The sequence below is a fragment of the Variovorax beijingensis genome, assembly GCF_007828835.1.
Lineage (GTDB): Bacteria > Pseudomonadota > Gammaproteobacteria > Burkholderiales > Burkholderiaceae_C > Variovorax > Variovorax beijingensis_A.
Genome location: NZ_VIVL01000004.1, coordinates 458005 through 484017 on the forward strand (window position 1 = coordinate 458005; position 26013 = coordinate 484017).

General features: G+C 68.0%; 23 protein-coding genes and 1 riboswitch. Of the genes, 2 read left to right on the forward strand and 21 right to left on the reverse strand.

The features are described from left to right. Window positions 1–11: 11 nt before the first annotated feature. The 5 genes from FB547_RS15695 to FB547_RS15715 are packed head-to-tail and all read right to left on the reverse strand — an operon-like array spanning window position 12 to window position 5258. Window positions 12–2180, reverse strand: a complete 2169-nt coding sequence (locus tag FB547_RS15695; RefSeq protein ID WP_145743685.1) for a TonB-dependent siderophore receptor — start codon at window positions 2178–2180, stop codon at window positions 12–14. Then, window positions 2177–3109 carry a thiamine phosphate synthase gene (gene thiE, locus FB547_RS15700; protein WP_145743686.1) on the reverse strand — a complete coding sequence of 311 codons (933 nt, stop codon included), beginning with the start codon at window positions 3107–3109 and terminating at the stop codon, window positions 2177–2179. Before thiE ends, FB547_RS15695 begins: the two co-directional genes overlap by 4 nt. Then, entirely contained in the window at window positions 3106–3930 is an 825-nt protein-coding gene (locus FB547_RS15705) for a thiazole synthase (protein ID WP_145743688.1), read from the reverse strand. Before FB547_RS15705 ends, thiE begins: the two co-directional genes overlap by 4 nt. A 36-nt stretch (window positions 3931–3966) precedes the next feature. Then, window positions 3967–4170: a sulfur carrier protein ThiS gene (gene thiS, locus FB547_RS15710; RefSeq protein WP_145743690.1), complete on the reverse strand. Its 204-nt coding sequence runs from the start codon at window positions 4168–4170 to the stop codon at window positions 3967–3969. Then, on the reverse strand, window positions 4167–5258 hold the full coding sequence (locus tag FB547_RS15715) for an FAD-dependent oxidoreductase (RefSeq protein WP_145743691.1): 1092 nt from the start codon (window positions 5256–5258) through the stop codon (window positions 4167–4169). Before FB547_RS15715 ends, thiS begins: the two co-directional genes overlap by 4 nt. 140 nt (window positions 5259–5398) lie before the next feature. Between FB547_RS15715 and thiD the strand changes: the two genes are divergently transcribed. Further along, window positions 5399–6262, forward strand: coding sequence for a bifunctional hydroxymethylpyrimidine kinase/phosphomethylpyrimidine kinase (thiD, locus tag FB547_RS15720; protein ID WP_145743693.1), 864 nt, complete (start codon window positions 5399–5401; stop codon window positions 6260–6262). On the opposite strand, the gene FB547_RS15725 is transcribed toward thiD, so the two are convergent. Next, complete coding sequence (locus FB547_RS15725) at window positions 6210–7550, reverse strand: purine-cytosine permease family protein (RefSeq protein ID WP_145743694.1); 1341 nt, start codon at window positions 7548–7550, stop codon at window positions 6210–6212. The genes thiD and FB547_RS15725 overlap by 53 nt on opposite strands. 76 nt (window positions 7551–7626) lie before the next feature. Further along, a riboswitch (TPP riboswitch) is annotated at window positions 7627–7734 on the reverse strand. Between the two features lie 117 nt (window positions 7735–7851). On the opposite strand from FB547_RS15725, the gene FB547_RS15730 reads away from it, so the two are divergent. Further along, window positions 7852–9162, forward strand: coding sequence for an aspartate aminotransferase family protein (locus FB547_RS15730; RefSeq protein WP_145743696.1), 1311 nt, complete (start codon window positions 7852–7854; stop codon window positions 9160–9162). Here the strand turns inward: FB547_RS15730 and FB547_RS15735 are convergent. From FB547_RS15735 to FB547_RS15810, 15 genes are all read right to left on the reverse strand, one after another. Then, the gene (locus FB547_RS15735; protein ID WP_145743698.1) at window positions 9149–10183 is read right to left on the reverse strand and encodes an NAD(P)/FAD-dependent oxidoreductase; all 1035 of its coding nucleotides are present in this window, start codon (window positions 10181–10183) and stop codon (window positions 9149–9151) included. The genes FB547_RS15730 and FB547_RS15735 overlap by 14 nt on opposite strands. Beyond that, on the reverse strand, window positions 10180–10509 hold the full coding sequence (gene fdxA, locus FB547_RS15740) for a ferredoxin FdxA (RefSeq protein ID WP_145743700.1): 330 nt from the start codon (window positions 10507–10509) through the stop codon (window positions 10180–10182). The genes FB547_RS15735 and fdxA overlap by 4 nt, the downstream gene beginning before the upstream one ends. 43 nt (window positions 10510–10552) lie before the next feature. Further along, window positions 10553–11890 (reverse strand): sulfate adenylyltransferase subunit 1, encoded by a 1338-nt coding sequence (locus tag FB547_RS15745; protein ID WP_145743702.1) that lies wholly within the window; start codon window positions 11888–11890, stop codon window positions 10553–10555. Further along, the gene (gene cysD / locus FB547_RS15750) at window positions 11890–12843 is read right to left on the reverse strand and encodes a sulfate adenylyltransferase subunit CysD (RefSeq protein ID WP_145743704.1); all 954 of its coding nucleotides are present in this window, start codon (window positions 12841–12843) and stop codon (window positions 11890–11892) included. The genes FB547_RS15745 and cysD overlap by 1 nt, the downstream gene beginning before the upstream one ends. 43 nt (window positions 12844–12886) lie before the next feature. Continuing rightward, entirely contained in the window at window positions 12887–13522 is a 636-nt protein-coding gene (locus FB547_RS15755; protein WP_145743885.1) for a phosphoadenosine phosphosulfate reductase family protein, read from the reverse strand. Window positions 13523–13543: 21 nt separating this feature from the next. Continuing rightward, window positions 13544–13939, reverse strand: a complete 396-nt coding sequence (locus tag FB547_RS15760) for a DUF934 domain-containing protein (RefSeq protein WP_145743705.1) — start codon at window positions 13937–13939, stop codon at window positions 13544–13546. Further along, the gene (locus tag FB547_RS15765) at window positions 13936–15714 is read right to left on the reverse strand and encodes a nitrite/sulfite reductase (RefSeq protein ID WP_145743707.1); all 1779 of its coding nucleotides are present in this window, start codon (window positions 15712–15714) and stop codon (window positions 13936–13938) included. Before FB547_RS15765 ends, FB547_RS15760 begins: the two co-directional genes overlap by 4 nt. Window positions 15715–16544: 830 nt before the next feature. Next, window positions 16545–17366 carry a M55 family metallopeptidase gene (locus FB547_RS15775; protein ID WP_145743710.1) on the reverse strand — a complete coding sequence of 274 codons (822 nt, stop codon included), beginning with the start codon at window positions 17364–17366 and terminating at the stop codon, window positions 16545–16547. After that, the gene (locus FB547_RS15780) at window positions 17363–18439 is read right to left on the reverse strand and encodes a P1 family peptidase (protein WP_145743712.1); all 1077 of its coding nucleotides are present in this window, start codon (window positions 18437–18439) and stop codon (window positions 17363–17365) included. Before FB547_RS15780 ends, FB547_RS15775 begins: the two co-directional genes overlap by 4 nt. Window positions 18440–18453: 14 nt before the next feature. Further along, window positions 18454–19374, reverse strand: a complete 921-nt coding sequence (gene gsiD, locus FB547_RS15785; protein WP_027730556.1) for a glutathione ABC transporter permease GsiD — start codon at window positions 19372–19374, stop codon at window positions 18454–18456. Window positions 19375–19384: 10 nt separating this feature from the next. Beyond that, window positions 19385–20305 carry a glutathione ABC transporter permease GsiC gene (gene gsiC / locus FB547_RS15790; RefSeq protein ID WP_145743714.1) on the reverse strand — a complete coding sequence of 307 codons (921 nt, stop codon included), beginning with the start codon at window positions 20303–20305 and terminating at the stop codon, window positions 19385–19387. Window positions 20306–20385: 80 nt separating this feature from the next. Beyond that, entirely contained in the window at window positions 20386–21939 is a 1554-nt protein-coding gene (gene gsiB, locus FB547_RS15795) for a glutathione ABC transporter substrate-binding protein GsiB (protein WP_145743715.1), read from the reverse strand. Between the two features lie 70 nt (window positions 21940–22009). Then, on the reverse strand, window positions 22010–23887 hold the full coding sequence (locus FB547_RS15800) for a dipeptide ABC transporter ATP-binding protein (protein WP_145743717.1): 1878 nt from the start codon (window positions 23885–23887) through the stop codon (window positions 22010–22012). Between the two features lie 25 nt (window positions 23888–23912). Further along, window positions 23913–24869, reverse strand: a complete 957-nt coding sequence (locus tag FB547_RS15805; protein WP_145743719.1) for an isoaspartyl peptidase/L-asparaginase family protein — start codon at window positions 24867–24869, stop codon at window positions 23913–23915. Then, window positions 24866–25831 carry a MurR/RpiR family transcriptional regulator gene (locus tag FB547_RS15810; RefSeq protein ID WP_145743721.1) on the reverse strand — a complete coding sequence of 322 codons (966 nt, stop codon included), beginning with the start codon at window positions 25829–25831 and terminating at the stop codon, window positions 24866–24868. The genes FB547_RS15805 and FB547_RS15810 overlap by 4 nt, the downstream gene beginning before the upstream one ends. Window positions 25832–26013: the final 182 nt, after the last annotated feature.

The window sequence follows — 26013 nt, forward strand, 5'->3', positions numbered from 1 at the left end:
TGGGCCCGCGCTCAGAGCGACACGCTCAACCCCAGGCGCAGCGTGCGCGGCGCACCTGGAAAGAGATAGACGTGGCCGAACTGGTAGGGCGATTCCTTCCAGTAGCGGCGGTCGAACAGGTTGTCGATGGCGATGCTCCAGCTCGTGTTCACGCCGCGCATCCGCGTGTCGTAGCGCAGCACCGCATCGACGCGTGTCCATGAGGGCAGCGCGATCGAACCATCGGGCAGCACGTTGCGGCGGCCTTCATGCGAGAGCTGTCCGAGCAGCTCGAGGCCCGGCACCGAAGCCACGCGGTAGCCGGCCTGCGCGCGCAGCACCTGCTTGGGCACGTTGGTGGGCGACTGGCCGTTGGTGACGGGCTCGGCCGTGCTTCCGCGGCGCTTGGCATCGATCAATGTCAGGCTGCCCGCAAGGCGCCAGGGCCCCGTGTTCCACTGCGCGCCCGCTTCGAGTCCGCGGTGCACGGCGCTGCCGTCGTAGCGTCCGTCGCAGGGCGTGGTGCCGAGCCGGTTGCAGGCATCGAGGTTCGTCATCGGGCGCTTGATGTCGAACCATGCGAGCTGCCAGGCGAAGGCGTCGCTGCCGCCCTTGAGCCCGAGCTCCCATTGGCGCGAGGTCAGCGCGGGCAGCGCCTCGCCGGCATTGGTGTATTGCGAGCTCTTGTTCGGCACCACCTGCGACTCGACGCCCTTGCCCCAGCTCGCATAGGCCAGGAGACCCGGCTGGATGGCGAAGCTGGCGGCGATCCATGGGGTGGTGATGCCGTCCTTGTAGCCGGTGGGGCGCGTGCCATCGGTGCGGATGCTGTCGCGGTCCAGCCGCGTGTGGCGCACGCCGAGCCAGGTGGTGAAACGGCTGTTCCAGCGGATCGCGTCCTGCACCGAGAGCTCGGTGGAACGCTCGTCGCGGTTGGTGTTGGCGTCGGTCAGCGTGGGGTCGGGCGGCACGATGGCGGTGGCCCAGACGTTGCCGGTGCCGACGTAGTTGTAGGCCTGGTCCTGGAAGCGGTTGCGCACGCGGCTCGCGAGCAGGCCGAAGCCGAGCTCGTGCCGCACGCTGCCGGTCATCACGTTGCCCTTGAGATTCAGGCTGCCGGCAGTCTGCGTGCGCCGCTCGTTCTCGCTGCGGAAGTCGTAGAAGTCGAAGGTGCCGTCGGAGCAGTAGCGGTCGTAATTGCCCTCGGCACCGCAGCCGAAGGCATAGGCCAGCCGGTCATCGGTCTTGAGCCTTTGCTGGCCGATCTGCGCGCTCCAGCGCCAGTTGGCATTGAGCGCCTGGCTGAAGCGCACGCTGCCTGTGAGCGCGTTGAACTCCGAAGGCTGCGACCACGGCTGGTTGTTGAGGTTGATCTTGGGGTCCACTGGCGCGGGCAGCGTGCTGCCCAGCAGGCTGAAGCCGTTCTGGCTTGGCTGCGTCTTGTGGCTGCGCTCGATTTCGAACTCGAGCACCGAATCGCGCGTGATGCGCCAGTCGCCCGCCAGCGAGAACAGGTTGCGGTTGCCGTCGAGGTTGTGCACGAGCGGCCTGAGGTTTTCGTTCGCCACGTTGAGGCGATAGCCGAACTCGCGGTTCGCACCGAAGCGCCCGCCCAGGTCGAGCGCGCCGAGCACGCTGCCGCGGCTGGTGGTTTCGATGCGCAGCGTGCGCAGGTCCTGCTCGGTGGGCCGCTTGACCACGTAGTTGACCAGGCCGCCCGGCGCGCTGGTGCCGGCCTGGATGCCGCTGGTGCCGCGCAGGATCTCGATGCGCTCCTTGTTGTCGAGCGGGATCGATGTCTCTGCGCTGATCGGCAGGCCCTCGCGCCGGTAGTTGAAGCGGTTGTCCAGCACGAAGCCGCGCACCGTGAGGTAGTCCCAGTAGCCGGCCGAGTTGTAGGCATCGGTCACCGACGAATCGAACTGCGTGAGGTCGGCGAGGCGGCGCGCGCCGCTCGCGCGAAGCTGCGTGCTGTCGACCACCGTGGCCGAGAGCGGAAGTTCGCGCAGCGGCACGTCGCCGAAGCCGCTCACGTCGGCTTGCGGGGCTGCGCTGCTTTCGTTCACCGTGATGGCGGGCAGATCGGTTGGCTGCTGGGCCTGCGCGCCGCCGGCCGCCAGAAGAAGGGCGATGCCCACTGCATGAGAGATCGGCAACAGCGGCCAGGATCGGAATTGCTTTTGTGTCATTGGTTCATTCATGCGGAGGCGGCGCCCATGGCCGCCATCCATTGCGCGGCCGTGGCCTCGGGATCTTCTGCGGCGACCAGCGCGCGTACCACGGCGACCGAGCCGACGCCGGTGGCCAGCACCTCTGGCAGCCGCACCGCATCGATGCCGCCGATGCCCACCTGCGGATAGCCGCGCAGCAGGCGCGCATAGGCCGCAAGACGCGCCACGCCCTGCGGCGCGGTCGCCATCTTCTTGAGGGTGGTCGGATACACCGCGCCCATCGCGATGTAGCTCGGGCTCACCGCATCGGCGCGCACCATCTCGGCATAGCCGTGGGTGCTGACGCCGAGCCGCAGGCCCGCATCGCGGATCTGCCGCACCTGTTCGGGCGAGAGCGCGTCGAGGTCTTCCTGGCCCAGGTGCACGCCATAGGCACCCGCGGCGATGGCCGTCTGCCAGTGGTCGTTGATGAAGAGCAGCGCGCCCGTGCCGCGCACGGCATCGACGGCCGCATGCACTTCGTGTTCAGTGGCTGCCGCGTCGTCGGACTTGAAGCGCAGCTGCACCGTGGGAACGCCGGCGCGCGCCATGCGGCCGACCCATTGCGCATCGGGCAGCACGGCGTAGAGGCCGAGCCGCTCGGGGCAGGGCGCGAAGGCGTCGGCGCGTTCGGTGGGCGGAAACGCGCGCATGCCGAAATCGGCGGGCGTCTCGGGCCACTGGTTGGCATCGAAGGTGCCGTTGCGCACGGTCTGCGCCTGCCAGGCCCGCGCCAGGCATTCGGCATCGATCTCGATGAAGCCGAGCGCGGTGCAGGCCTGCTTCGCGCCGCGATACACCGGATCGTCCGAGGAAAAGCGGCCGGCCGAAATGGCCGCGGCCGTGGCGGCGCCGAAGCGCAGCCCGTGGGCTGCGACGATGGGGTGGGAGATGGCGCGGGAATCGGTTGAAGCGTTCATGCTGCGTGATGCCAGAAGGGCGTGCCGAGCACCGGCGTGCTGGGCTGCGCCGAGTCCTGCGCGGCCATGGCACCGGCGCGGTGGGCCGCGCGGCCGGCCTGCACGGCGTCGGCAAATGCGCCGGCCATCGACACCGGGTCCTGCGCCAGCGCCACGGCGGTGTTGAGCAGCACGCCGTCGTAGCCCCATTCCATGACCTGGCAGGCATGCGATGGCAGGCCCAGGCCCGCATCGACCAGCATCGGCACGTCGAGCCGCTCGCGCAGCAGCTGCAGCGCGTAGGGATTGACAGGCCCGCGGCCGGTGCCGATGGGTGCCGCCCAGGGCATCACGGCCTGGCAGCCGACGTCGACCAGCCGCTGGCACAGCACGAGGTCCTCGGTGCAATAGGGCAGCACCTGGAAGCCGTCGCGGATCAGCTGCGATGCGGCGTCGACGAGGTTCAGCGTGTCGGGCTGCAGCGTGTAGTCGTCGCCGATGAGTTCGAGCTTGATCCACGGCGTGTCGAACAGCTCGCGTGCCATCTGTGCGGTGGCAATCACTTCCTGCACGCTGTGGCAGCCGGCGGTGTTGGGCAGCACGGGCACCGCGAGCCGGCGCAGCAGCTCCCAGAAGCCGTTGCCGCTGTCGCTCGCGCCGGGGCTGGCGGACTGGCGGCGCAACGAGGCCGTCAGCATGGCGGGCTTGGCGCGCTTCACCGCGGCTTCGAGCAGGTCCGGCGAGGGATAGCGCGCGGTGCCCAGCAGCAGGCGGCTCTGGAAGGTCTGGCCGTAGAGGACCAGCGGGTCGTTGTCCGGATTGGAAGATGCGGTCGTTGTCATGGTGTGTGTTGTCTCCATCTCTGTGGGTTGCCTGGCTCAGCCGCCGGTCACGGGGCGGATCACTTCGATGCGGTCTTCGGGCTGCAGTGCGCGCGCCGCATGGGCCGAGCGCGGCACGAACTCGCGGTTCACGGCCACCGCGAACGGCGGCACGGCATCGAGTGCGGCCAGCGCGTCGATCACGGTGGCGCCGTCCGGCAGCGTGTAGGGCTTGTCGTTGATCAGGACGTTCATCGTCATGCTTGGGAGGTCTCCAGGCCGAGCTTCTGCGCCAGTGCCGAGCGGCCGTGCACGAGCAGCTCCATGGCCGAATCGAGCACCGCGGGCGCGATCATGAAACCGTGGCGGTACAGGCCGTTGATCTGCAGCACGCGCGGCTGCGGCTGCCGGATGGCGGGCAGGTTGTCGGGCAGCGTGGGCCGGCATTGGGTCGCGATCTCGAGGATGCGGGCTTCGGCGAAGCCGCTGTGCACCGCGTAGGCCGCGCTGAGCAGTTCGAGCGTGGAGCGCACGCTGGCGGGTGACATGTCGTCCGACTCGATCTCGGTCGCGCCGATCACGAACACGCTGCCCGGCTTGGGTGCGATGTAGAGCGGATAGCGCGGATGCACCAGCCGCGTGGGCCGCTGCAGCGCCACCTCGGGCGCGTGCACGCGGATGACCTCGCCGCGCACGCCGCGCAGCGCGCTCCACTGCGGCTTGGCACCGAGGCCGCGGCAGTCGATCACCCAGTCGGGCTGGCCCGGCGCGCCCGGAGAAAAATCGCCGGGTTCGCGTGGCGACTGCCAATGCAGCTTCACGCCCGGGCAGGCTTGCAGCGTGGCAAGCAGCGAAGCGAGCAGCGCACGGTTGTCGAGCTGGCCTTCGCCCGGAAGGAACAAGCCCTGTGCGAAGCGCTGGCCGAGCGACGGCTCGAGCGCGGCAATCCCGCTGCCGTCGAGCGTGCGCATCGGGGCGAGCTCGGACACCTGCGTGCCGGTGCGCGCCAGCACGCGCGCGAGCCGCGCGGCCTCGGCGGCGTCCTGGCGGTGCCACAGCACCAGCGTGCCTTCGCGCTGGAAGAACACAGGCTGCGCCAGCGGCGCCAGCAGCTCGGGCCAGCGGCCCAGCGCGTACTGCCCCATGCGCACGACCGGCACCGGCGCGACGGCCGATTCGGCCAGCGGCGCGAGCATGGCGGCCGCCACGCGCGCGGCGGCGCCTTCGGCCTCGGGGCTGCCCACCTCGAACAGCTCGACCTTGCAGCCGGCTTGAGCGAGCGTGACCGCGAGCAGCCGGCCCATGAGGCCCGCGCCGAGGATGGCGGCGGATTGGAATGGGAGGCTCATGGCCTTGCTCCTTCCCGCGCTGGGGGAAGGTTGGGATGGGGGCGGGCAGAGCGCGCGGTAGACACGCCGCTTGCCCCCACCCCAGCCCTCCCCCGGGAGGGGAGGGAGAAAGGCAGGGCCGGTCGCCGATAATTTTCAGCATGACCCAAGCACTTTCCGACGCGCCCCAAGCGCCCCTGCGCTACGCACGCGTGCTCTCGATCGCCGGCTCCGACAGCGGCGGCGGTGCCGGCATCCAGGCCGACCTGAAGACCTTCGCGGCGCTTGGCTGCTACGGCATGACAGCCATTACGGCGCTCACCGCGCAGAACACGCTCGGCGTGTCGGGCATCCATGGCGTGCCGCCTGCTTTCCTCAAGGCGCAGATCCAGGCCGTGGTCGAGGACATCGGCGTCGATGCGGTCAAGCTCGGCATGCTGCATGCACCCGAGGTGGTCGAGGTGGTGGCCTGGGCCATCGATCACTACCGGCTGCCCAACGTGGTGCTGGACCCGGTGATGGTCGCCACCAGCGGCGACCGGCTGATAGCTTCGGAAACCGTGCAGGTGCTGGTGCGCGAGCTGTTCCCGCGCGCCGTGGTGGTCACGCCCAATCTCGACGAAGCGGCCTTGCTGATCGGCCATGCGATCGACGGCATCGATGCGCTCGACGTTGCGGCCAACGAACTGCTGGCACTCGGCGCGCAGGCCGTGCTGCTCAAGGGCGGGCACCTGCCGGGCGACGAGGTGGTCGACGTGCTGCTGCAATCCGACGGCACGCGCAAGCGGCTGGCCTCGCAGCGCATCGCGAGCCGCAACCTGCATGGCACGGGCTGCACGCTGTCGTCCGCCATTGCCGCGCACCTGGCGCTGGGGCTGGCGTTGCCCGAGGCCGTCGAGCGCGCACGCGCCTACATCCTCGGCGCGATGGCCGCCGGCGCGCATGTGAAGACCGGCGCGGGACACGGTCCGCTCAACCACGGCTTTGCGCCAGTGCCGACGCACCGCCTGCCGTCGTCGGCGTAGCCTTGGGCCGGCTGGCCCAGGCCAGCAGGAAGGTCGCGGCCAGCGTCGGCAGTGCCGAGCCGAACTGCGGCGCCCACCCGGCGAGCGCATGGTAGGCCGCGATGCCCGCAATCCAGATCAGCGCCGCGCCCAGGTCGACCCGACGCATGCCCACCGACGAAACCGCCTGGCGCGTGCCCAGCCGCCCCAGGATCACGCCGTAGAGCGGCACGAACACCGAACTCAGCATCAGCAGGAACGGCTCGAGCGTATGCATCGGCAGCACCAGCGCGAGCGCGGTGCACAGCGCCGCGAGCAGGAGGCCCCAGCGCCGCACGCTCCAGCGCGGCAGCAGGCTGTGGGTGGACACCGAGCCCGAATACACATCGCCGTAGGCGTTGTCGAGTTCGTCGATCAGGATCAGGCCCAGCGCCACCAGCCCGCCTTGGGCGAGCAGCAGGGCGGTGACCAGGCCTGTGCCCGGTTCCGCCACGCTCACCACCATCACGCCGAGCGCATAGCACCAGACGTTGGCCAGCGCATAGCCGATCCAGGTGCCGCTGAAGGCGCTGCCCAGGCCGCCCGCGCTGCGCTTGCCGTGGCGCGCGTAGTCGGCCACCAGCGGCAGCCATGAGACCGGCATGGCAATCACCAGGTCGAGCGCGCCGAACATGCCCATGCCGCCATCGCCCGGCCGGGCCCAGAAGGCGTCGAGGCCCTTGGCTTGCAGGCGGGTTGCGAACTGCCAGCTCAGCCAGAGCAGCGACAGCACCACCAGCGGCAGGCCGAAGCGGCTCACGAAGCGCCGCACCAGCTTGACCATGGAGCCGGCCAGAAGCGCCAGCAGCACCGCGCCCCAGAGCAGCGTGGTGAGGGCGCCGCCCAGCGGTCCGCCGAGCGCCAGGCCGAAGGCCTGCTGGCCGATCGCCTGCGTACCCTCGCGCATGATCACGAGCTCGAAGGTGGTCCAGCCCACCAGCTGCACGATGTTGAGCAGCACCGGCAGCCGCGCGAAGGCGCTGCCGTAGGTGGCGTGCATCAGCCCGGCGCTCGCCAGGCCGCTCTCGCAGCCGAGCCGTGCGGTCCAGGCCAGCAGGCCCGCGCCGAGCAGCGAGCCCAGCACGATCGCGATGGCCGCGTCCCGCGTGCCCACCGCCGGCACCAGGTAGGCGCCGATCTGCATCACCAGCAGCCCGACGCCCAGGCTGAACCAGAGCGATGCGTGGTCGTGCCAGCCGAACGCGCGCTGCGACGCGGGCAGGGGCGCCAGCGCCTCGTTGGCGGAAGAAGGTTCGTCGTCGTGTGCCATCCAGTTGCTCCAGTGCAAAAGGTTTGGCAGGTGGGCGAGGCTCCGGCGGTGGGGCCATCGCGCGAGACAACGCGACAGGCCGCCGGACCAGCTTCCCTGCGCGAGGATTACCTCAGTCAGGTTCAAAGGGACTCTCTCAGTCAGCCCCGGAACGGATTCCGGTTCGACACCCCTAGCGGTGGTGCTCCGCGCCGTGGCGCAGAGCGGAAACTATTGTACGAGCCTGTGCGCCCTGCCTCCAAACCATCGATCATGGTCCGGATATGGCAACCTGCATGCCACCACTTCGAGGATGTGTTCCATGAGCGATTCCGCAATCGACCAGTCTCTTGCCCAGGCCTTCCAGCGCTTCACCGAGGCCAACCCGGCCAGCCGGCGCCAGTTCGAGGCGCAGGCGCGCTACATGCCCGGCGCCAACAGCCGCTCGGTGCTTTTCTATGCGCCGTTTCCGCTCACCATTGCCAAGGGCGAGGGCGCCGCGCTCTGGGATGCCGACGGCCACCGCTATGCCGACTTCATCGCCGAGTACACGGCCGGCGTCTATGGCCACTCGGCACCCGAGATCCGCGATGCGGTGCTCGAGGCGATGCAGGGCGGCATCAACCTCACGGGCCACAACCTGCTCGAAGGCCGGCTCGCGAAGACCATCTGCGAGCGCTTTCCGCAGATCGAGCAGCTGCGCTTCACCAACTCGGGCACCGAGGCCAACCTGATGGCGCTCACGGCCGCGCTGCACTTCACGGGAAGGCGAAAGATCGTGGTGTTCTCGGGCGGCTACCACGGCGGCGTGCTCGGCTTCGGCGCCAAGCCGCTGCCGACCACGGTGCCCTTCGACTTCCTGGTGCTGCCCTACAACGATGCGCAGGCTGCGAGCGAGCAGATCGCCAGGCACGGGCCGGAGATTGCCGCGATCCTGGTCGAGCCGATGCAGGGCGCGAGCGGCTGCATTCCGGGGCGCCTCGACTTCCTGCAAGCACTTCGCGATGGCGCGGCGAAGGTAGGTGCGCTGCTGATCTTCGACGAGGTCATGACCTCGCGCCTGGGGCCGCAGGGCCTGGCCAACAGGCTCGGCATCCGTTCCGATCTCACCACGCTCGGCAAGTACATCGGCGGCGGCATGTCGTTCGGCGCCTTCGGCGGGCGTTCGGACGTGATGGCGCAGTTCGATCCGCGCACGGGATCGCTCTCCCATTCGGGCACCTTCAACAACAACGTGATGACCATGGCGGCCGGGTACGCGGGCCTCACGAAGCTGTTCACCCCTGAAGCGGCCGGCGCGCTGGCCGAGCGCGGCGAGGCGATGCGCGCGCGGCTCAATGCGCTGTGCACGAAGGAGGGCGTGGCCATGCAGTTCACCGGCACCGGCTCTCTGATGAACGCGCATTTCGTGCGCGGGGAGGTGCGGTGCGTGGATGACCTGGCGGCGGTCGACGGGCGGCTGCGGCAGCTGCTGTTCTTTCACCTGCTGGGCGAAGGCATCTACGCCTCGCCGCGCGGCTTCATCGTGCTGTCTTTGCCGCTGACCGACGCGGACATCGACCGATTCGCCGCCGCCATCGGCAGCTTCATCGGCGAATACCGCGCGCTGCTGCTGCTGCCTAGCGCGAACTAGCCACGCCCAGCAGCTCGTGCAGCCGCGTGCTGGTAGTCGTGTACTGCAGCGGTACGGCCTTGCCCGGGAACACGATGGCAGTGGCGCCCCAGGCGGCCAGCGTGGCCTCGTGGAAGCCGCAGACGATGAGCTTCTTCTTGCCCGGGTAGGTGTTGATGTCGCCCACCGCGAACACGCCGCGTTCGCGGGTTTCGTACTTCTCGGTGTCGACCGGCACCTGCTTGCGCTCGAGTTCCAGGCCCCAATCGGCAATGGGGCCGAGGCGCGGCGAGATGCCCAGGCAGGCGATCAGCGCGTCGAGCGGCAGATCGGCAGTGGTTGCATCGGGCGTGGTGATCTGCAGTTGCCTGCCGTCGAAGGCGGTGGGCTGGCCAACCTTGAAGGCCAGCTTGCCCTCGGCCACCAGCGCGCGCATCGAGGCGACCAGGCCTTCATCGGCCTGGAAGCCGTCGCGGCGGTGGACCAGCGTGACCTGCTTCGCAATGGCCGTGAGCGCGGCGGCGGTTTCCAGCGCCACGTCGTCGCCGCCATTCACCACCACCGCCTGCCCGGCAAAGCGGTCCAGCGAATCGGGGTGATAGAAAAGCGAGCGGCCTTCGAACTGCGCGATGCCTTCGAGCGCGATGCGCTTGGGCACGAAGGCACCGACACCCGCCGCGATGAACACCGTCTTCGCGAGGAAAGCCGTGCCGGCCGAGGTGGTCAGCAGCAGGCGCTCGTCGGCCTGCCTTTCGAGCGTGGCCACTTGCTCGCCGAAATGGAATTGGGGCTTGAACGGCGCAATCTGCTCGAGCAGCGATTGCGCGAGGCCGCGGCCGCTGGTGACCGGCGTGCCCGGAATGTCGTAGATCGGCTTGTCGCCGTAGAGCGCCACGCACTGGCCGCCCGCGGCGGGCAGCGCATCGACGATGTGGCAGGAGATCTCAAGCAGGCCGAGCTGGAAGGCCTGGAACAGCCCGACCGGACCGGCGCCGATGATCAGCGCATCGGTTTCGACGGGGGCTCGGCCTTCGGGGTTCAACGGACCAGTTCGCCGATCTTGTCGGTCTTGTCTTTCCACTCTTCGGCGTCGGGCAGCGCGGGCTTGCGCTTGGTGATGCTCTTCCAGCCATCGGCCACCGCGAGTTCGGCGTTGAGCTTGATGAACGCGATCTGGTTGGCCGGGAGGTCTTCCTCGGCATAGATCGCATTGACCGGGCACTCGGGGATGCAGACCGCGCAGTCGATGCATTCGTCCGGGTCGATCACCAGCATGTTGGGGCCTTCGCGGAAGCAATCCACGGGGCATACGTCCACGCAGTCGGTGTATTTGCAGCGGATGCAGGCTTCGGAGACGACGTGGGTCATTTGTCTTCTAACGTCAATGTGAGGTCGGGGAAAACCCCAGATTTTAGGCCTTTGCGGCGGCGGGCTGCACGAGCACGGCGGCAGCGGTCTTGTGGGAGGCCGTATCGACCAGCACCAGCGAGCCCAGGGCGCGCGATTGCGTGAAGGGCAGCACCGCCAGCGGCTGCTGCAGCGAAAGCACCACATCGCCGATGGAATTGGCTTCCAGCTGCGTTGCGGGCTCGGATTCGAGCGTGGTGATGTTCACGCGGTCGACGATGCGCGCCACCTTGGCCTTGACCCAGCGGTGGCCCTGCAGCGCCCAGTAGACGCGGCCTGCGACCAGCGGCTCGTCGTCGAGCCAGGCCACGGTGGCGGTGATTTCGCGCACCGGCTCGAAGGCCCCGGGCGCCAGCAGCCAGTCGCCACGCGACACGTCCACTTCGCGGTCGAGCACGATGCCGGCGCTGTGGCCTGCATGCACCACCTTGGGCTGGCGCGTGTGGCTCAGCACCTGCGCGACCGTGGCGGTCTGGTTGCTGGGCAGCACGGTCACGCGCTGGCCGGGTTCGACATGGCCGGCAGCCACGCGGCCCCAGAACACGCGGCGGCCCTGCGAGGTGTCGGCCGAGGACGAGAATTTCTCGACCCACTGCACCGGGAAGGCGAAAGGCACGGCCTCGTCCTGCACGGTGACCGGCAGCTCTTCGAGCAGCTCGAGCAGGCTCGGGCCCTCGTAGCCGACCCAGTCGGCGTGGCGCGTGGCCACGTTCCAGCCCTTCAGGGCGGAGATCGGCACGATGGCGGCCACCTGCACGCCAGCCGCTTCGGCAAAGGCATTCAGCGCGGTCGAGATGCGTTCGAAGGCGAGGCCGGCGTCGTCGATGGCGTCGAGCTTGTTGACCGCGAACACGATCGACTGCACGCGCAGCAGGTGGGCGAGCAGCGTGTGGCGGCGCGTCTGCGGCAGCAGTTCGCGTTTGACCACGGTGCCGTCTTCCACCTCGGCGGCCCAGGCCAGCTTGGTGGCATCGACCAGCACCACGGCGGCATCGGCGGCCGAGGCGGCCGTGACCATGTTGCGGGTGTACTGCTCATGGCCCGGCGCGTCGCCGATGATGAACTTGCGCCTGGCGGTCGAGAAGTAGCGGTAGGCCACGTCGATCGTGATGCCCTGTTCGCGCTCGGCCGAGAGGCCGTCGGTCAGGAGCGCCAGGTCGGTTTCGCCGCCGCGCTGCACGCCGGCGAGCTGGTCCTGCAGCACGGTCTTGCTGTCGACCAGCAGACGGCCGATCAGCGTGCTCTTGCCGTCGTCGACCGAGCCGCAGGTGATGAAGCGCAGGGCGGTGCCGGTGTCCCCGTGAATGTCGGTGCCGGCAGGGGTTGCAGTCGTCGCGCTCATCAGAAGTAACCGTCTTTCTTGCGTTTTTCCATCGAAGCTTCCGAAGTCATGTCGTCCATCCGGGTGGCGCCGCGTTCGCTGACGTCGACCGACAGCGTTTCGAGCACCACATCGCCCGCATCGGCCGCGAGGCTCTCGACCGGGCATGTGGTCGTGATGTCGCCCACGGTGCGAAAGCGCACGTCGCGTACCTGCACGGTTTCGCCGTCGCGCGCCGGGGTGAGGTCGGTCACCGGCACCAGCAGGCCGCGGCGCTCGACCACCTCGCGCTTGTGCGTGTAGTAGATCGACGGCAGGCCCACATGCTCGCGTTCGATGTATTGCCAGACGTCGAGCTCGGTCCAGTTCGAGATCGGGAACACGCGGAAGTGCTCGCCCGGGGCGAGGCGGGTGTTGAACAGCGTCCACAGCTCGGGGCGCTGGTCCTTGGGCTGCCATTGGCCAAAGCTGTCGCGGTGCGAAAAAATGCGCTCCTTGGCGCGCGCCTTTTCCTCGTCGCGGCGCGCGCCGCCGATCAGCGCGTCGAAGCGGAATTCCTCGATGGCTTCGAGCAGCGTGACCGACTGGTGCGCATTGCGCGATTCGCCGGGGTGCGCCAGCCGCACGGTGCCGCGCGCCATCGAGTCCTCGACGCTGCGCACGATCAGCTCGGCGCCCAGTTCCTTCGCGCGCTGGTCGCGGTAGGCCGTCACTTCGGGGAAGTTGTGGCCCGTGTCGATCATCAGCAGCGGGTAGGGAATGCGGCCGGCGCCGAAGGCCTTTTCGGCGCACTTGAGCAGCACCAGCGAATCCTTGCCGCCCGAGAACAGCAGCGTGGGGCGCTCGAAGGCGGCCGCCACTTCGCGCAGGATGAAGACGGTTTCCTCTTCCAGCGCATCGAGGTGGGTGTTGGACAGGCGCGCGGGAGAGTGCATGGGCGGCAGCAGCAGTTCGGTTTCGGTGCGGGCGTTCATCGGGTGGTGTGCTGAATGCGGAGGAGCGGTGCGGCGCGGACTCTCAGTGAGAGAGGTGCAGTCCGCACTCGCGGTTGTCTTCGCCCTTGGTAGGGTCCACGTAGTCGAAGTTGTTGGGCAGGCCGTGCGCTTCGCAGTACGCGTACAGGTCCTTGGACGACCAGTGCAGCAGCGGCGCGACCTTGATCAGGCCGTCGGGGTTGACGCTGACCGGGTCCATCTGCGCGCGCACGGCCGTGTCGGTGGCCCGAAGCGCGGTGAACCAGACCTTCGGTGCCGTCTCGCGCAGCGCGCGGGCAAAGGGCTCCAGCTTCACCTCTTCCGTGAAGGCGGCATGGCGCGGATCGTCGAGCGCCGGCGTCGGGCCCTCCACCGCTTCGCGATGCGCACGCGAGCGGCGCGGCAGGTAGATGTGCAGGTCCAGGCCCAACTGCTTCGTCACCTCGTCGGCAAAGCGGTAGGTGGCCTCGGTGTTGTAGCCGTTGTCCATCCAGACCACGGGAACGTCGCGCCTGGCGCGCGTGACCATGTGCAGGATCACGGCCTCGAACGGGCGGAAATTGGTGGTGACGATCGCGCGCTGGCCGAGGCCGATGGCCCAGTCCACCAGGCCCTCGGCGTTGCGGCCGAGCTCGGCGTTGATGCGTGCGAAATCGATGTCCGTGGTGGCGATGCTCATGTCGATGGTTCCCATGCGGGCTCAGGTGCCGGCCGCGAAGTGCGGCGCGGGCTGCACCGCATCGCCCTGGTAGAAGGCCGAGAAGCGGTCGAACTGGCGCTGTGCATCGGTGGCGTCCACGCCTTCCTTCAGCACGGCGCTCGAGAAGCCGGTGCGTTCCATCTGCACCAGCTGGTCGATCAGCACGTCGCCGGTGGCGCGGATGTCGCCCTTGAAGCCGAGCCGGCGGCGCAGCAGAAAGGCCTGGCTGTAGGCGCGGCCATCGGTGAACTTCGGAAAGTTCAGGTCGATGCGCTCGATGTCTTCCAGGCACACCTCGATGGCGAGCGGATCGGCATCGTTGGGCAGCTGCAGCACCTTCGGGTCGCCATCGTCGATGTGTTCTTCGGCCGAAAGGATGTTGAGGCGCCGATTCATGCCGCTTCCTCCACCTTGAAGCGCGCACCGTTGGCCGCGGCCTTGAACGGGTCGTGGCCGACGCGGCGCAGGGTGTCGATGAAGGTCTCGCCGCCTTCGCGGGTGTCGCGGTAGGTGGTGAGCACGGCCTCGATCACGCCCGGCACTTCGGCCGCCGAGAACGAGGGGCCGACCACCTTGCCGGCCTGCGGCGCACCGCTGAGGGCCGAGCCGTCGGAGCCGCCGAGGGTGACCTGGTACCACTCCTTGCCGTCCTTGTCGACGCCCAGGATGCCGATATGGCCGCTGTGGTGGTGGCCGCAGGAGTTGATGCAGCCGCTGATGTGCAGGTCGATCTCGCCCAGGTCGTCGAGCTCGTCGAGGTCCTGGTAGCGCTCGGTGATGGCTTCGGCGATGGGAATGGAGCGTGCATTGGCCAGCGCGCAGAAGTCGCCGCCGGGGCAGGCGATCATGTCGGTCAGCAGGTGCACGTTGGCGCTCGCAAAGCCGGCCGCGCGGGCGGCGAGCCACAGCGCGTGCAGGTCTTCGGCATGCACCCAGGGCAGCACGATGTTCTGGTCGTGCGTGACGCGGGCTTCACCGGCCGAGAAGCGGTCGGCCAGTTCGGCGAGCGTGTCGAGCTGGGCGGCCGATGCATCGCCGGGCGCCTGCTTCAGGCGCTTGAAAGAGAGCGTGACGGCGCGCAGCGCGGGGTTTTTGTGCGCGGCCACGTTGCGGGCCAGCCAGCGCGCGAACATCACGTCGTCGGCGGCGTGGGCACGCAGCTCGGCATCGGTCTTCTCGGCGCTTTGCAGCACGCGGGTGGCGAGCGTCGGCGGCACGAAGGAGGCGGCCACGCGGTCGAACTCTTCCTGCGTGATGGTGTGCGGCGCACCGTCGTGCTCGATGATCTGCTTGTACTCGGCCTCGACGTCGTCGATGTAGCGCTGGCCTTCGGCCTTCACCAGGATCTTGATGCGCGCCTTGTAGATGTTGTCGCGGCGGCCATAGCGGTTGTAGACCCGGATCACCGCTTCGAGGTAATTCATGATCTGCTGCCACGGCAGGAACTCGCGCAGCACGGTGCCGATGATGGGCGTGCGGCCCATGCCGCCGCCCACCTGCACGCGGAAGCCGATCTCGCCCGCCTCGTTCTTCACGAGCTTCAGGCCCACGTCGTGCCAGCCGGTGGCGGCGCGGTCTTCGGCGGCGCCGGTGATCGCGATCTTGAACTTGCGCGGCAGGAAGGCGAATTCAGGGTGCAGCGTGCTCCACTGGCGCATGATTTCGGCGTAGGGGCGCGGATCCGCGATTTCGTCGACCGCGATGCCGGCGCGCTCGTCGCTCGTGATGTTGCGGATGCAGTTGCCGCTGGTCTGGATGCCGTGCATGTCGACCGAAGCCAGCAGGTCCATCACGTCGGCCGACTTCGACAGCGGAATCCAGTTGTACTGGACGTTCTGGCGGGTCGAGAAGTGGGCGTAGTGCGTGGGGAGCTTGTGGCTGCCGAGCAGGCCCTGCGTCTCGATGGCCTTGCGGTAGACCTCGGCTTCGGGCTCGTCGTACTCGCGGGCGATCTTGGCCAGCACGCGCAGCTGGCGGCTCGAAAGCTCGCCGTACGGCACGGCCACGCGCAGCATCGGCGCGTAGCGCTGCACGTACCAGCCGTTCTGCAGCCGCAGGGGGCGGAACTCGTCTTCGTGGAGGCGGCCCTTTTGCCAGCGTTCGAGCTGGTCTCGGAACTGGGCAGCCCGCTGATGGACGAACTGGCGATCGAATTCTGTGTATTGGTACATCGTGTGATCTTCTTGAAGAAGTGCGGTGCCGCACGTACAACGGGGCGCCCCAGCAAGAAGCCGAGATTCTGAAACCCGGCCTTATGGAAGCAAACTATTTTTTGGTTCGGGCTTTATGCGGATAAGCTTATTCTTCAATGGGTATGCGGGTTTCGGGGCGGTTGGATGCTTATTCTGGATAAGGGGGAAGGGGCTTGGTTGGGGGTGGATGAGGGGTTTTGGGGCGGGGTGTTTTGGGGTTCCGGGGCCGGGTCTCGCCCCGGCGGGCGAGCTACTTTCTTTTGCTTCGCCAAAAGAAAGTAGCCAAAGAAAAGGCGACCCCACTGTCTGCGACCCTTCGCTTCGCTACGGGCAACCTGCGGTGCTCGGGTTTCGCGGGGTCTCGCAGAACTCGCTTCGCTCAGACAGCTGCGAGCCCTGATCCGCGAAACCCTGCGCTCCTCGGCGCAGCCAGAGGGGAGGGCAAACCGAACGGGCCATTGCTGCGCTCGGCCGCCAAGCCACCGCAGGCGCGCAGCGCCTGCGGTGGTTGGGATTGAGTTGGGCTGTTGGTCTTGGGGCCGAGCGAAGCGAAGGCTGCCCGCTCCCACCCCTTCTGGCTGCGCCGAGGAGCGCAGATGGAGGCGGGATCAGGGCCGCAGCTGTCTGAGCGGAACGCAGTGGAGCGAGTTCTGCGGACCCCCGCCGGAGTCGAGCACCGCAGGTTGCCCGCAGCGAAGCGGAGGGACGCAGACAGCAGGGGTCGCCTTTCTTTGCTTACTTTCTTTGGCGAAGCAAAGAAAGTGAGTCGCCCGCCGGGGCGAGTCCCGGCCCCGGAACCCCAAAAAAACTCAACGCAACATCGAAGACATCGCCGAACAGCAGTTCAGCATCCGCACCGCGGCCTCGACTGTCTCAGCGGAAAACCGCAGCGTGACACCGTCGATGCGTTCGAACGACGGCCACTGGCAGAACAGATCCGCCATCATCGGCGACTGCGTGCGCAGAGTGACCACCTGCGGTCCCTTGAACACCAATGGCCTCGCATTGCCGCGCGCAGCCAGCGCCTCGGCCACGCCGGCCCGGATGGCGGCGCGCGACTGTTCGGGCGACAGCGACACCCCGCTGTTGAACCCCGTGGCACGCTTGGTCTGCACGAAGGTCGCGTGCGGAAAGAGCGCCCGGTTCTCGGCAATGAACACATCGTCCCCGCTGGCCATCACCACCGGCACGCCGTATTCGCCGGCCAGTGCGCCATAGAGCCCGGCCTCGCCCAGTTCCTGGTCGCCGAGCCGGATGCCTGCAAAGGCAAAGCTGTTGATGGTGTGGGCGAGGATGCCGCGTCCCTGAGCGCGCGAGTGGTAGCCCACCATGCAGACGGCGTCCACGCCTTCCTCTTCCACGCCGGCCACCATGCTCAGGTAGCGCGGCTTGCCCTGCACCACGCGGGCGCGCGCATCGAGCACGTCGGGCGGCATGTTGCGAAAGCCGCCATGCGAATCGTTGACCAGCACCTCGGTGGCGCCGGCCTCGAAGGCGCCGGCAACGGCCGCGCTCGCCTCGTGCGCCATCAGCAGGCGCGCGCGTTCGTACTCGGGGTTGCCCGGCCGGGCCTGCTCGTGGTGGTAGACGCCCGCAACGCCTTCGATGTCGGTGGAGATCAGGACTTTCATGGGAGGGGGTGCGGTTGCGCGAAGGAAGAGGAAAGGGAAGAGGGCGGCAGCAGTTCCGACAGCGCCGCCCGGTGATGGCCATCGCGGCCCGTCACGGCCGTGGCGCGCCAGAGCGCATGCAGGATCGCCTGCTCGGTGCTGTCGGCGGCGGCCTGGAAGAGGCCGTCGAGCAACCCGTCGTGCACCATCGCGATGGCCGGCATCGGGCGGTCGACGCGGTCGGGTACGGTGTAGGCGGTCGAAAAGGCCAGCACGATGTCGCCGCTGCCATGGCCGAAGACCGAACCGGTGCGCGCCAGCCCCGCGCCCGCGCGCAGCGCGAGGCGGCGCAGCTGGCGTGCGTCGAGCGGTGCATCGGTGGCGACCACGATGATGATCGAGCCCTTCTCGGGCTCCCTGCATTCGCGCGTGCCGTGCGCGGCCAGCCGTTCGCCGACCGGATGGCCGGCCAGCACCAGCTGCGGCTGGCGCCCGTAGTTCGCCAGCACCAGCGTGCCCACGGTGTGCAGCCCGCCCCCGGGCGCCGAGATGCGCCGCGAGGCACTGCCGATGCCGCCCTTGAGCTGGAAGCTCGACATGCCGCGCCCCGCGCCGACCGAACCCTGCGCAAAGTCGGCGCCGGCGCTCTCGAGTGCGTGCAGGTAGTCCGCCTCGGTCACGGCCAGCCGCTGGATGTCGTTGAGAAAGCCGTCGTTGCACTCGAAGACCAGCGGATTCACCGTCGGCAGCGACCGTCCGCTCTCGGGGTTGGCCGCAAGGCAATGGCGAATCTGCGCCGTCGCCACCGTGCCGACCGAAAAAGTGTTGGTCAGCGCAATCGGCGTCTCCAGCACGCCGAGCTCCGCGAGCTGCACCAGCCCCACGCTCTTGCCGAAGCCGTTGAGCACTACGGCGGCGGCCGGCACCTTGTCGCGGAACGGATCGCCCGCATGCGGACGGATCACCGTCACGCCGGTCTGCACGCCGCCGTCGTCGAGCGTCCGGTGGCCGACCGTGATGCCTTCGACGTCGGTGATGGCGTTGCGCGCGCCTTGCAGCAGGGTGCCGATGTAGGGCAGGGGGGTCGCTGGCATGAAGACAGATCGAATTATTCGCGGTCGATCTTCGGATCGAGCGCGTCGCGCAGCGCATCGCCCAGCAGGTTGAACGCCAGCACGGTGAAGAAGATGGCCAGGCTCGGGAACAGCGCCACGTGCGGCGAGGTCACCATGTCGGCGCGGGCTTCGCTGAGCATCGCGCCCCATTCGGGCGTGGGCGGCTGCGCGCCCATGCCCAGGAACGAGAGGCTGGCGGCCGTAATGATCGAGGTGCCCACGCGCATCGAGAAGTACACGACGATCGAAGAGATCGTGCCCGGCAGGATGTGCCGCACGATGATGGTCCAGTCCGACGCGCCGATGCTGCGTTCGGCCTCGATGTAGGTCTGCTGCTTGAGCACCAGCGTGTTGCCGCGCACCAGGCGCGCGAAGGCCGGCACGCTGAACACCGACACCGCCACCACCACGTTGGTCATGCTGCTGCCGAGGATGGCGACCACCCCCAGTGCCAGAAGAATGCCGGGGAAGGCAAAGAGCACGTCGGAGATGCGCATCACGATGCGGTCCCACCAGCCTTCGTAGTAGCCCGCGAGCAGGCCGAAGGCCGTGCCGACGAAACCGCCCACCAGCACCGAGAGAAAGCCCGCCATCAGCGAGATGCGCGCCCCCATCAGGATGCGGCTGAAGATGTCGCGGCCCAGCGGATCGACGCCGAACCAGTGCGTGGCCGAAGGCCCCGTGTTCAACATGTCGTAGTCGAAGAAGTTCTCCGGGTCGAAGGGCACGATCCACGGCGCGAACACCGCGACGAACACCAGCAGCAGCACGAACAGCGCGGCAACGATGCCCACGGGCTGCTTCTTGAAGCGGCGCCAGCATTCGCCCCAGGGCGTGCGGACCTTGCCCGCGGTTTGAACCGCCACCACGGGCGGAGTGATCGATTCGGCGGTCACGCCAGTAGCTTGCGTCATGGCTTCCTGCTCACTTGTAGCGGATGGTGGGATTGATGTAGCCGTAGAGCACATCGACCACGAGGTTGATCAGGATGAATTCGAGCGAGAACAGCAGCACCAGCGTCTGGATCACGGGGTAGTCGCGCATCTGCACGGCATCGACCAGCAGGCGGCCGAGGCCCGGCCAATTGAAGACCGCCTCGACCAGGATCGAGCCACCCAGCAGGAAGCCGAACTGCAGGCCCATCATCGTGACCACCGGGATCAGCGCGTTGCGCAGGCAATGCTTGATGATGACGGTGCGCTCGCGCACGCCCTTGGCACGCGCGGTGCGAACGAAATCTTCCTGGATCACTTCGACGAACGAAGCGCGCGTGAAGCGCGCCATCACCGCGGCCACCGCGGCGCCCAGCGTGATCGAGGGCAGGATGTAGTGCTTCCAACTGCTCGCGCCCACCGTGGGCAGCCAGCCGAGCTGGACCGAGAAGATCTGCATCAGCAGCATGCCGAGGGCAAATGCGGGAAACGAAATGCCCGACACGGCCAGCGTCATGCCCAGCCGGTCGGGCCATTGGTTGCGGAACACCGCAGAGACGATGCCGATGCCCATGCCGAAGATCACGGCCCACACCATGCTGGTGATGGTCAGCATCACCGTCGGGAAGAAGCGCTCGCCGATCTCCATCGACACCGGCCGCCGCGTGCGGATCGAGGTGCCGAAGTCGCCCTGCAGCATGTGGGTGAAGAAGCTCACGAACTGCTGGGGCAGCGGCTTGTCGAGGCCGAGTTCTGCGCGGACCATGGCCACGGTCTGCTCGTCGGCGTCCTGGCCGGCGGCGAGGCGCGCCGGATCGCCGGGCAGCATGTGGACGAACAGGAACACCAGCACCGCCACGATGAGCAGCGTGGGGATCAGGCCCAACAGTCGTTTGAGGAAGTAATTCAGCATGGGGTGCGGTTGCCGCGAGCGGGCGATGGCGCAGTGCCACCGCCCGCCGGGCAGTCAGTCAGGAAACGAAGGAGCCGGGATCAGTTCGACACGGCGATGGCGTCGATGTTGATGTTGCCGTCAGGCATCACGAACACGCCCGAGAGACGCTTGGCGTGTGCCGACAGGTTCTGCTCGGTGATCATCGGCACGCGCGGCAGGTCCTTGCGGATCTCTTCCTGCGCGGTCTTGTACAGCGCAGTGCGTTCCTTCTCGTCCGTGGTCACCAGCGCCTTGGCCAGCGCGTTGTCGACCACCTCGCTCTTGTAGAACGACATGTTGTTCAGCTTGGGCGCCCAGGCTTCCGAGGCGAACAGCGGGCGCAGGCCCCAGTCGGCTTCACCGGTCGACGACGACCAGCCGGTGTAGTACATGCGGACCTTGGCCGTCTTCGGATCGGGCCATGCATCGACCTGCTCGGTGCGCTGGCCCACTTCGAGCGCCTGCACCTGCAGCTTGATGCCGATCTGCGCGAGCTGCTGCTGCACGAACTGGATCGTCTTCTGGCTGGTCGTGTTGTTGTAGGCGCTCCACAGCACCGACTCGAAGCCGTCGGGGTAGCCGGCTTCCTTCATCAGTTCCTTGGCCTTCTTCAGGTCGTAGGGAATGGGAGCCATCTTCTCGGCGTACTTCACGCCCTGGGGCAGCACGCCCTGCGCGGGAAAGGCATAGCCGCCGAAGGCGACCTTGGCCAGCGCTTCCTTGTTGATGGCGTAGCCGATGGCTTCGCGCACCTTCGGGTTGTCGTAGGGCTTCTGCAGCATGTTGAATGCCAGGAAGCGCGTGATGATCGAGGGCGTGGCCACCACTTCGAGCTTCTCGCTCTTCTTCAGCAGGTCGGCCTGCTCATAGGGAATGGGGAATGCGAAGTCGGCCTCGCCGGTCTGCAGCATCGCGGCGCGCGTGTTGTTCTCGAGCACCGGCTTCCACGAGACGTTGTCGATCTTCGGGAAGCCCTTCTTCCAGTAGCCGTCGAACTTCTTGGCCTTGACGGCTTCGGTCTGCTTCCACTCGACGAACTCGAAGGGGCCGGTGCCCACGGGGTGGAAGGCGATGTCCTTGTTGCCCCACTTCTTCAGCGCGGTGGGCGAGATCATGGCGGCCGATGCGTGGGCCAGCGAGTTGATGAAGGGGCCGAAGGGCTCCTTCAGCGTGATGCGAACGGTGCTGGGGTTGACCACGTCGACCTTGCTCACGCGGTTGAACTGGTTGTAGCGCAGCAGCTTGTTGTCCTGGTTCAGCACGCGGTCGAGCGTGAACTTCACGGCCTCGGCGTTGAAGTCGGTGCCGTCATGGAACTTGACGCCGGTGCGCAGCTTGATGGTGTAGACCAGGCCGTCCTTCGAGACGTCGTAGCTCTCGGCGAGCACGTTCTGCACCTTCAGGTCCTTGTCGAACTGGAACAGGCCTTCATAGAAGGTCTTGGTCACGGCCGTGGTGATGGTGGTGTTGGTGTTGTACGGGTCCAGCGTTTCCGGCTGGTAGCCGATCGACAGCACCACGTCTTTCGCGGCCAGTGCCGTGCCCGATGCAGCCAGTGCGGCCAGGCCCAGCAGTGCCGATGCCCATCGCAGGGAGGAAGAAGATTGCTTCATGGAAAGAAACTCCAGTCGGTTCGAGAAAAAAAGCAGGAGGGCCTGCGGGTTGAAAAAATCTGCCGGTCGCTCAGAAGGCGCCGCCGATGGCGTGCCGCGCCACGAAGTGGCCCGGCGCCACCTGCACCAGCGGCGGCACGTCGGGTTCGTCGCCCACGGCGCGGATCGGGCTGGGGATCTCGCCTTCGAGCAGCGCGCGCGCCTTGTGGCGGCGCGACGGGTCGGCCACCGGCACCGCGGCCATCAGCTTGCGGGTGTAGGCATGCTGCGGCGCTTCGAACACCGCGCGGCGCGGACCGATCTCGACGATCTGCCCGAGGTACATCACGGCCACGCGGTGGCTGATGCGCTCGACCACCGCCATGTCGTGCGAGATGAAGAGGAAGGCCACGCCCAGCTCGCGCTGCAGGTCGAGCATGAGGTTGACGATCTGCGCCTGGATCGACACGTCCAGCGCCGACACCGATTCGTCCGCCACCACCACCTTGGGGTTGAGCGCGAGGGCGCGCGCAATCGCGATGCGCTGGCGCTGGCCGCCCGAGAATTCGTGCGGATAGCGCTGCGCCACCTCGGGCGGCAGGCCGACCTTCTGCAGCAGCCAGTCGACGCGCTGCTGCGCTTCCGCGCCCTTGGCGATGTTGTGGATCAGCAGCGGCTCCATGATCGAGAAGCCGACCGTCACGCGCGGATCGAGCGAGGCGAACGGGTCCTGGAAGATGAACTGGATGTTGCGGCGCAGGGCCTGCAGCTCGCGCGTGGGCAGGTCGCGGATGTTCTGGCCGCCGAACTCGATCGCGCCGCTCTGGCTCTCGACCAGGCGCAGCAGCGAGCGGCCGGTGGTCGACTTGCCGCAGCCCGATTCGCCGACCAGCGCCAGCGTCTCGCCGGGGTAGAGGTCGAAGCTGATCTTTTCCACCGCATGCACGCGGCGCTTCACGCGGCCGAACAAGCCGCTGCGCACGTCGAAGCGCGTGACGAGGTCGCGCACGCGCAGGATCGGGCCGGCGCCTTCGCGCACGGTGCTCTGCGGCGTGGTGCTTGTGCAGGGCACGGTCTCGGGCGTGCCCTCGGTGCGCAGCAGCTCGAACTTGGCGGGCAGGTCAGTGCCCTGCATCGCGCCGAGCTTGGGCACGGCCGACAGCAGCGCTTTGGTGTAGGGGTGCTGCGGCGAAGCGAACACCGTATCGGAGCTGCCTGCTTCGACCTTGTCGCCGCGGTACATCACGAGCACGCGGTCGGCAATCTCGGCCACCACGCCCATGTCGTGCGTGATGAAGAGCACGCCCATGCGCATCTCCTTCTGCAGCTCGCGGATGAGCTGGAGGATCTGCGCCTGGATCGTCACGTCGAGCGCGGTGGTGGGCTCGTCGGCAATCAGCAGCTGCGGCTTGCACGACAGCGCCATCGCGATCATCACGCGCTGGCGCATGCCGCCCGAAAGCTGGTGCGGAAAGCGGTCGAGCACGTTGCGCGCCTCGGGAATGCGCACCAGCTCCAGCATGCGCAATGCCTCGGCGCGCGCGGCCGCGTTGCTCTTGCCCTGGTGGATGCGGATGGCCTCGGCGATCTGTTCGCCGGCGGTGAACACCGGGTTCAGCGAGGTCATCGGCTCCTGGAAGATCATCGCGATGTCGGCGCCGCGGATGTTGCGCATCTCGGCGTCGCGCGCCTGCGCGAGGTCGAGCACTTCGCCGCTGCGGCGGCGAAACGCCATGCGCCCGTCCAGGATGCGGCCGCCGCCGTGTTCCACCAGCCGCATCAGCGCGAGCGAAGTCACCGACTTGCCCGAGCCCGACTCGCCGACCACCGCGAGCGTTTCGCCATGGTCGACGTGGAAGGAAAGGTTCTTGACCGCATCGACGGTGCGCTCGGAGGTCGAGAAGCGCACGGTGAGGTCGTCGACGGCGAGAACGCGGCCGTCTGGCAGGGCGAGGGCAGGGGAGGACATGGTGCGAGAAAAAAACGTGTGCGTGTCAGGCGAAGATGGCGGTGCGGGGTGCTTCGTCGCCGCGCGCGTGGCCGCGGTACATGCCTTCGGTGTTGAAGGCGAGGCTCAGGTTGCCGTGGCGGTCGATGGCGATCAGCCCGCCGGTGCCGCCGATGGCGGGCAGCGACTGGTGCACCACGGCGTGCGTGGCGGCTTCGAGTGTGGCGCCGCCATAGGCCATGCGCGCACAAATGTCGTAGGCGGCAGCGACGCGGATGAACATTTCGCCGCTGCCGGTGCACGAGACGGCAGCGGTGCGGTCGTCGGCATAGGTGCCGGCGCCGATCAGTGGCGAATCGCCGATGCGGCCGACGCGCTTGTTGGTCATGCCGCCGGTCGAGGTGGCGGCGGCGAGGTGGCCGTGCATGTCGAGCGCGACCGCACCGACGGTGCCGAACTTCTTGTCTTCGTCGAGCGGCGGCGTCATGGCCGCGCCTTCGTGGTCGGTCACCACGCGGCCGGTGTCGCGCACGCGGTAGAGCTGCTGGCGGCGCGCCTCGGTGGAGAAGAAGAAGGGCTCGACCATTTCGAGGCCGTGCTCGCGCGCGAAGGCTTCGGCGCCCGCGCCGGCCAGCAGCACGTGGGCGCCGTCCTCCAGCACGGCACGCGCGGCGCGCACCGGGCGGCGGATGTGGCAGACGCCGGCAATGGCGCCGGCGGCGAGCGTGGCGCCGTCCATCACGGCGGCATCGAGCTCATGGGTTTCCTCGTGCGTGAAGACCGCGCCGTGGCCCGCGTTGAAGAGCGGGCACTCTTCGAGCAGTTCGACCGCGAGGCAGGTGGCGTCGAGCGCGGATGCGCCCTTGAGCAGCTGTGCCTGTGCAGCCTGCACGATGCCCTGCAACGCGTCGTGGTAGGCCTGCGCCTGCGTCGCACTGGTCGTGGCGGCGCTGATGGTGCCGGCACCGCCGTGGATGGCGATGACGGGTGTGATGTTCTTCATCGGGAAGCTTTCTTCTTTTTCTGGCGAACGCCGGCCGGTAACGCGCCGACGGGCAGTGCCGAGGAGACTTCCGCCCGCGGCAGGCCCTGCGCGCCGTGCAGCCAGGGCCGCACCGCCTGCAGGATGCGGCTCGCGGACTGCACCGCGCGCGGCGCACGCAGCGCCACCGCGCTGGTCAGCGCCTCGATCAATGCCAGCACGCTGGTTTCGCAGTTCGGCCGGTAGCTGGTCTCGGTCTGGCAATAGAGCGCCACGTCGGCCAGCGGCGCCAGCGGCGAACTCGGGCGGTCGGTCAGCGCCAGCACGGCGCAGCCCTGGCCCTTGGCGATCTGAGCCAGCGCCACCGTGTCGGTGAGATAGCGCGGAAAGGTCAGGCCGATGAACAGGTCCTGCGGGCCGGCATGCATCAGCGTGCGCGCCGCATGCGTGACGCCGCTGACGCTCGACAGCATCCGCACGTCGCTGCAGCTGCCGTCCAGCCCGTGTTGCAGCAGCCCGGCGAGCCAGGCGCTGGCGCCAAAGCCACCGATGTAGATCGAGCGCGCCTTCAGGATGCGCTGCACTGCGGCTTCGCAGGCGGCGTAGTCCAGCGACTGGCGCGTGGCTTCGATGTTGCGGCGGCTCTCGTCGAGCGCGGTGGCGAACACCTCGGCCACCGTGGTCGGGTGCTCGAGGTTGCCGCGCAGGCGCTCCACCGGCGCCACCAGCGATTCGAAGCCGCGCACGAGTTCGGCACGGAAGGTGGCGTAGCCGTCGAAGTCCAGCGCCCGCGCAAAGCGGTTGGCCGTGGCCACCGACACGCCCACCGCGGCCGCCAGTTCGTCGATGGGCAGCGTGGCCACCTGCAACGGGTGCTCCAGCACGAAGTCGGCCACCTGGCGGTGCGAACGCGTCAGCCGCGGCAGCGCCTGCGCAATGCGCTGGGCCACGGTGGTGCCATTGGTGTCGACGTTGGTGCTCATGGGGCGGGCGATGCACCTCGAAGGGTGCGCGCAATGAAAATGAATTTACAAATATATGTCAGTTAAGAAAATTTTCTGTCATTTTCGGACGATATTGCAAGTAGCGGGCCAGGAACGAGCGGCTTTGAGGCAAAACCAAGGGATTACCCTGATGTCGCCTTTGAGGCCCGCCGTGCGGCTTC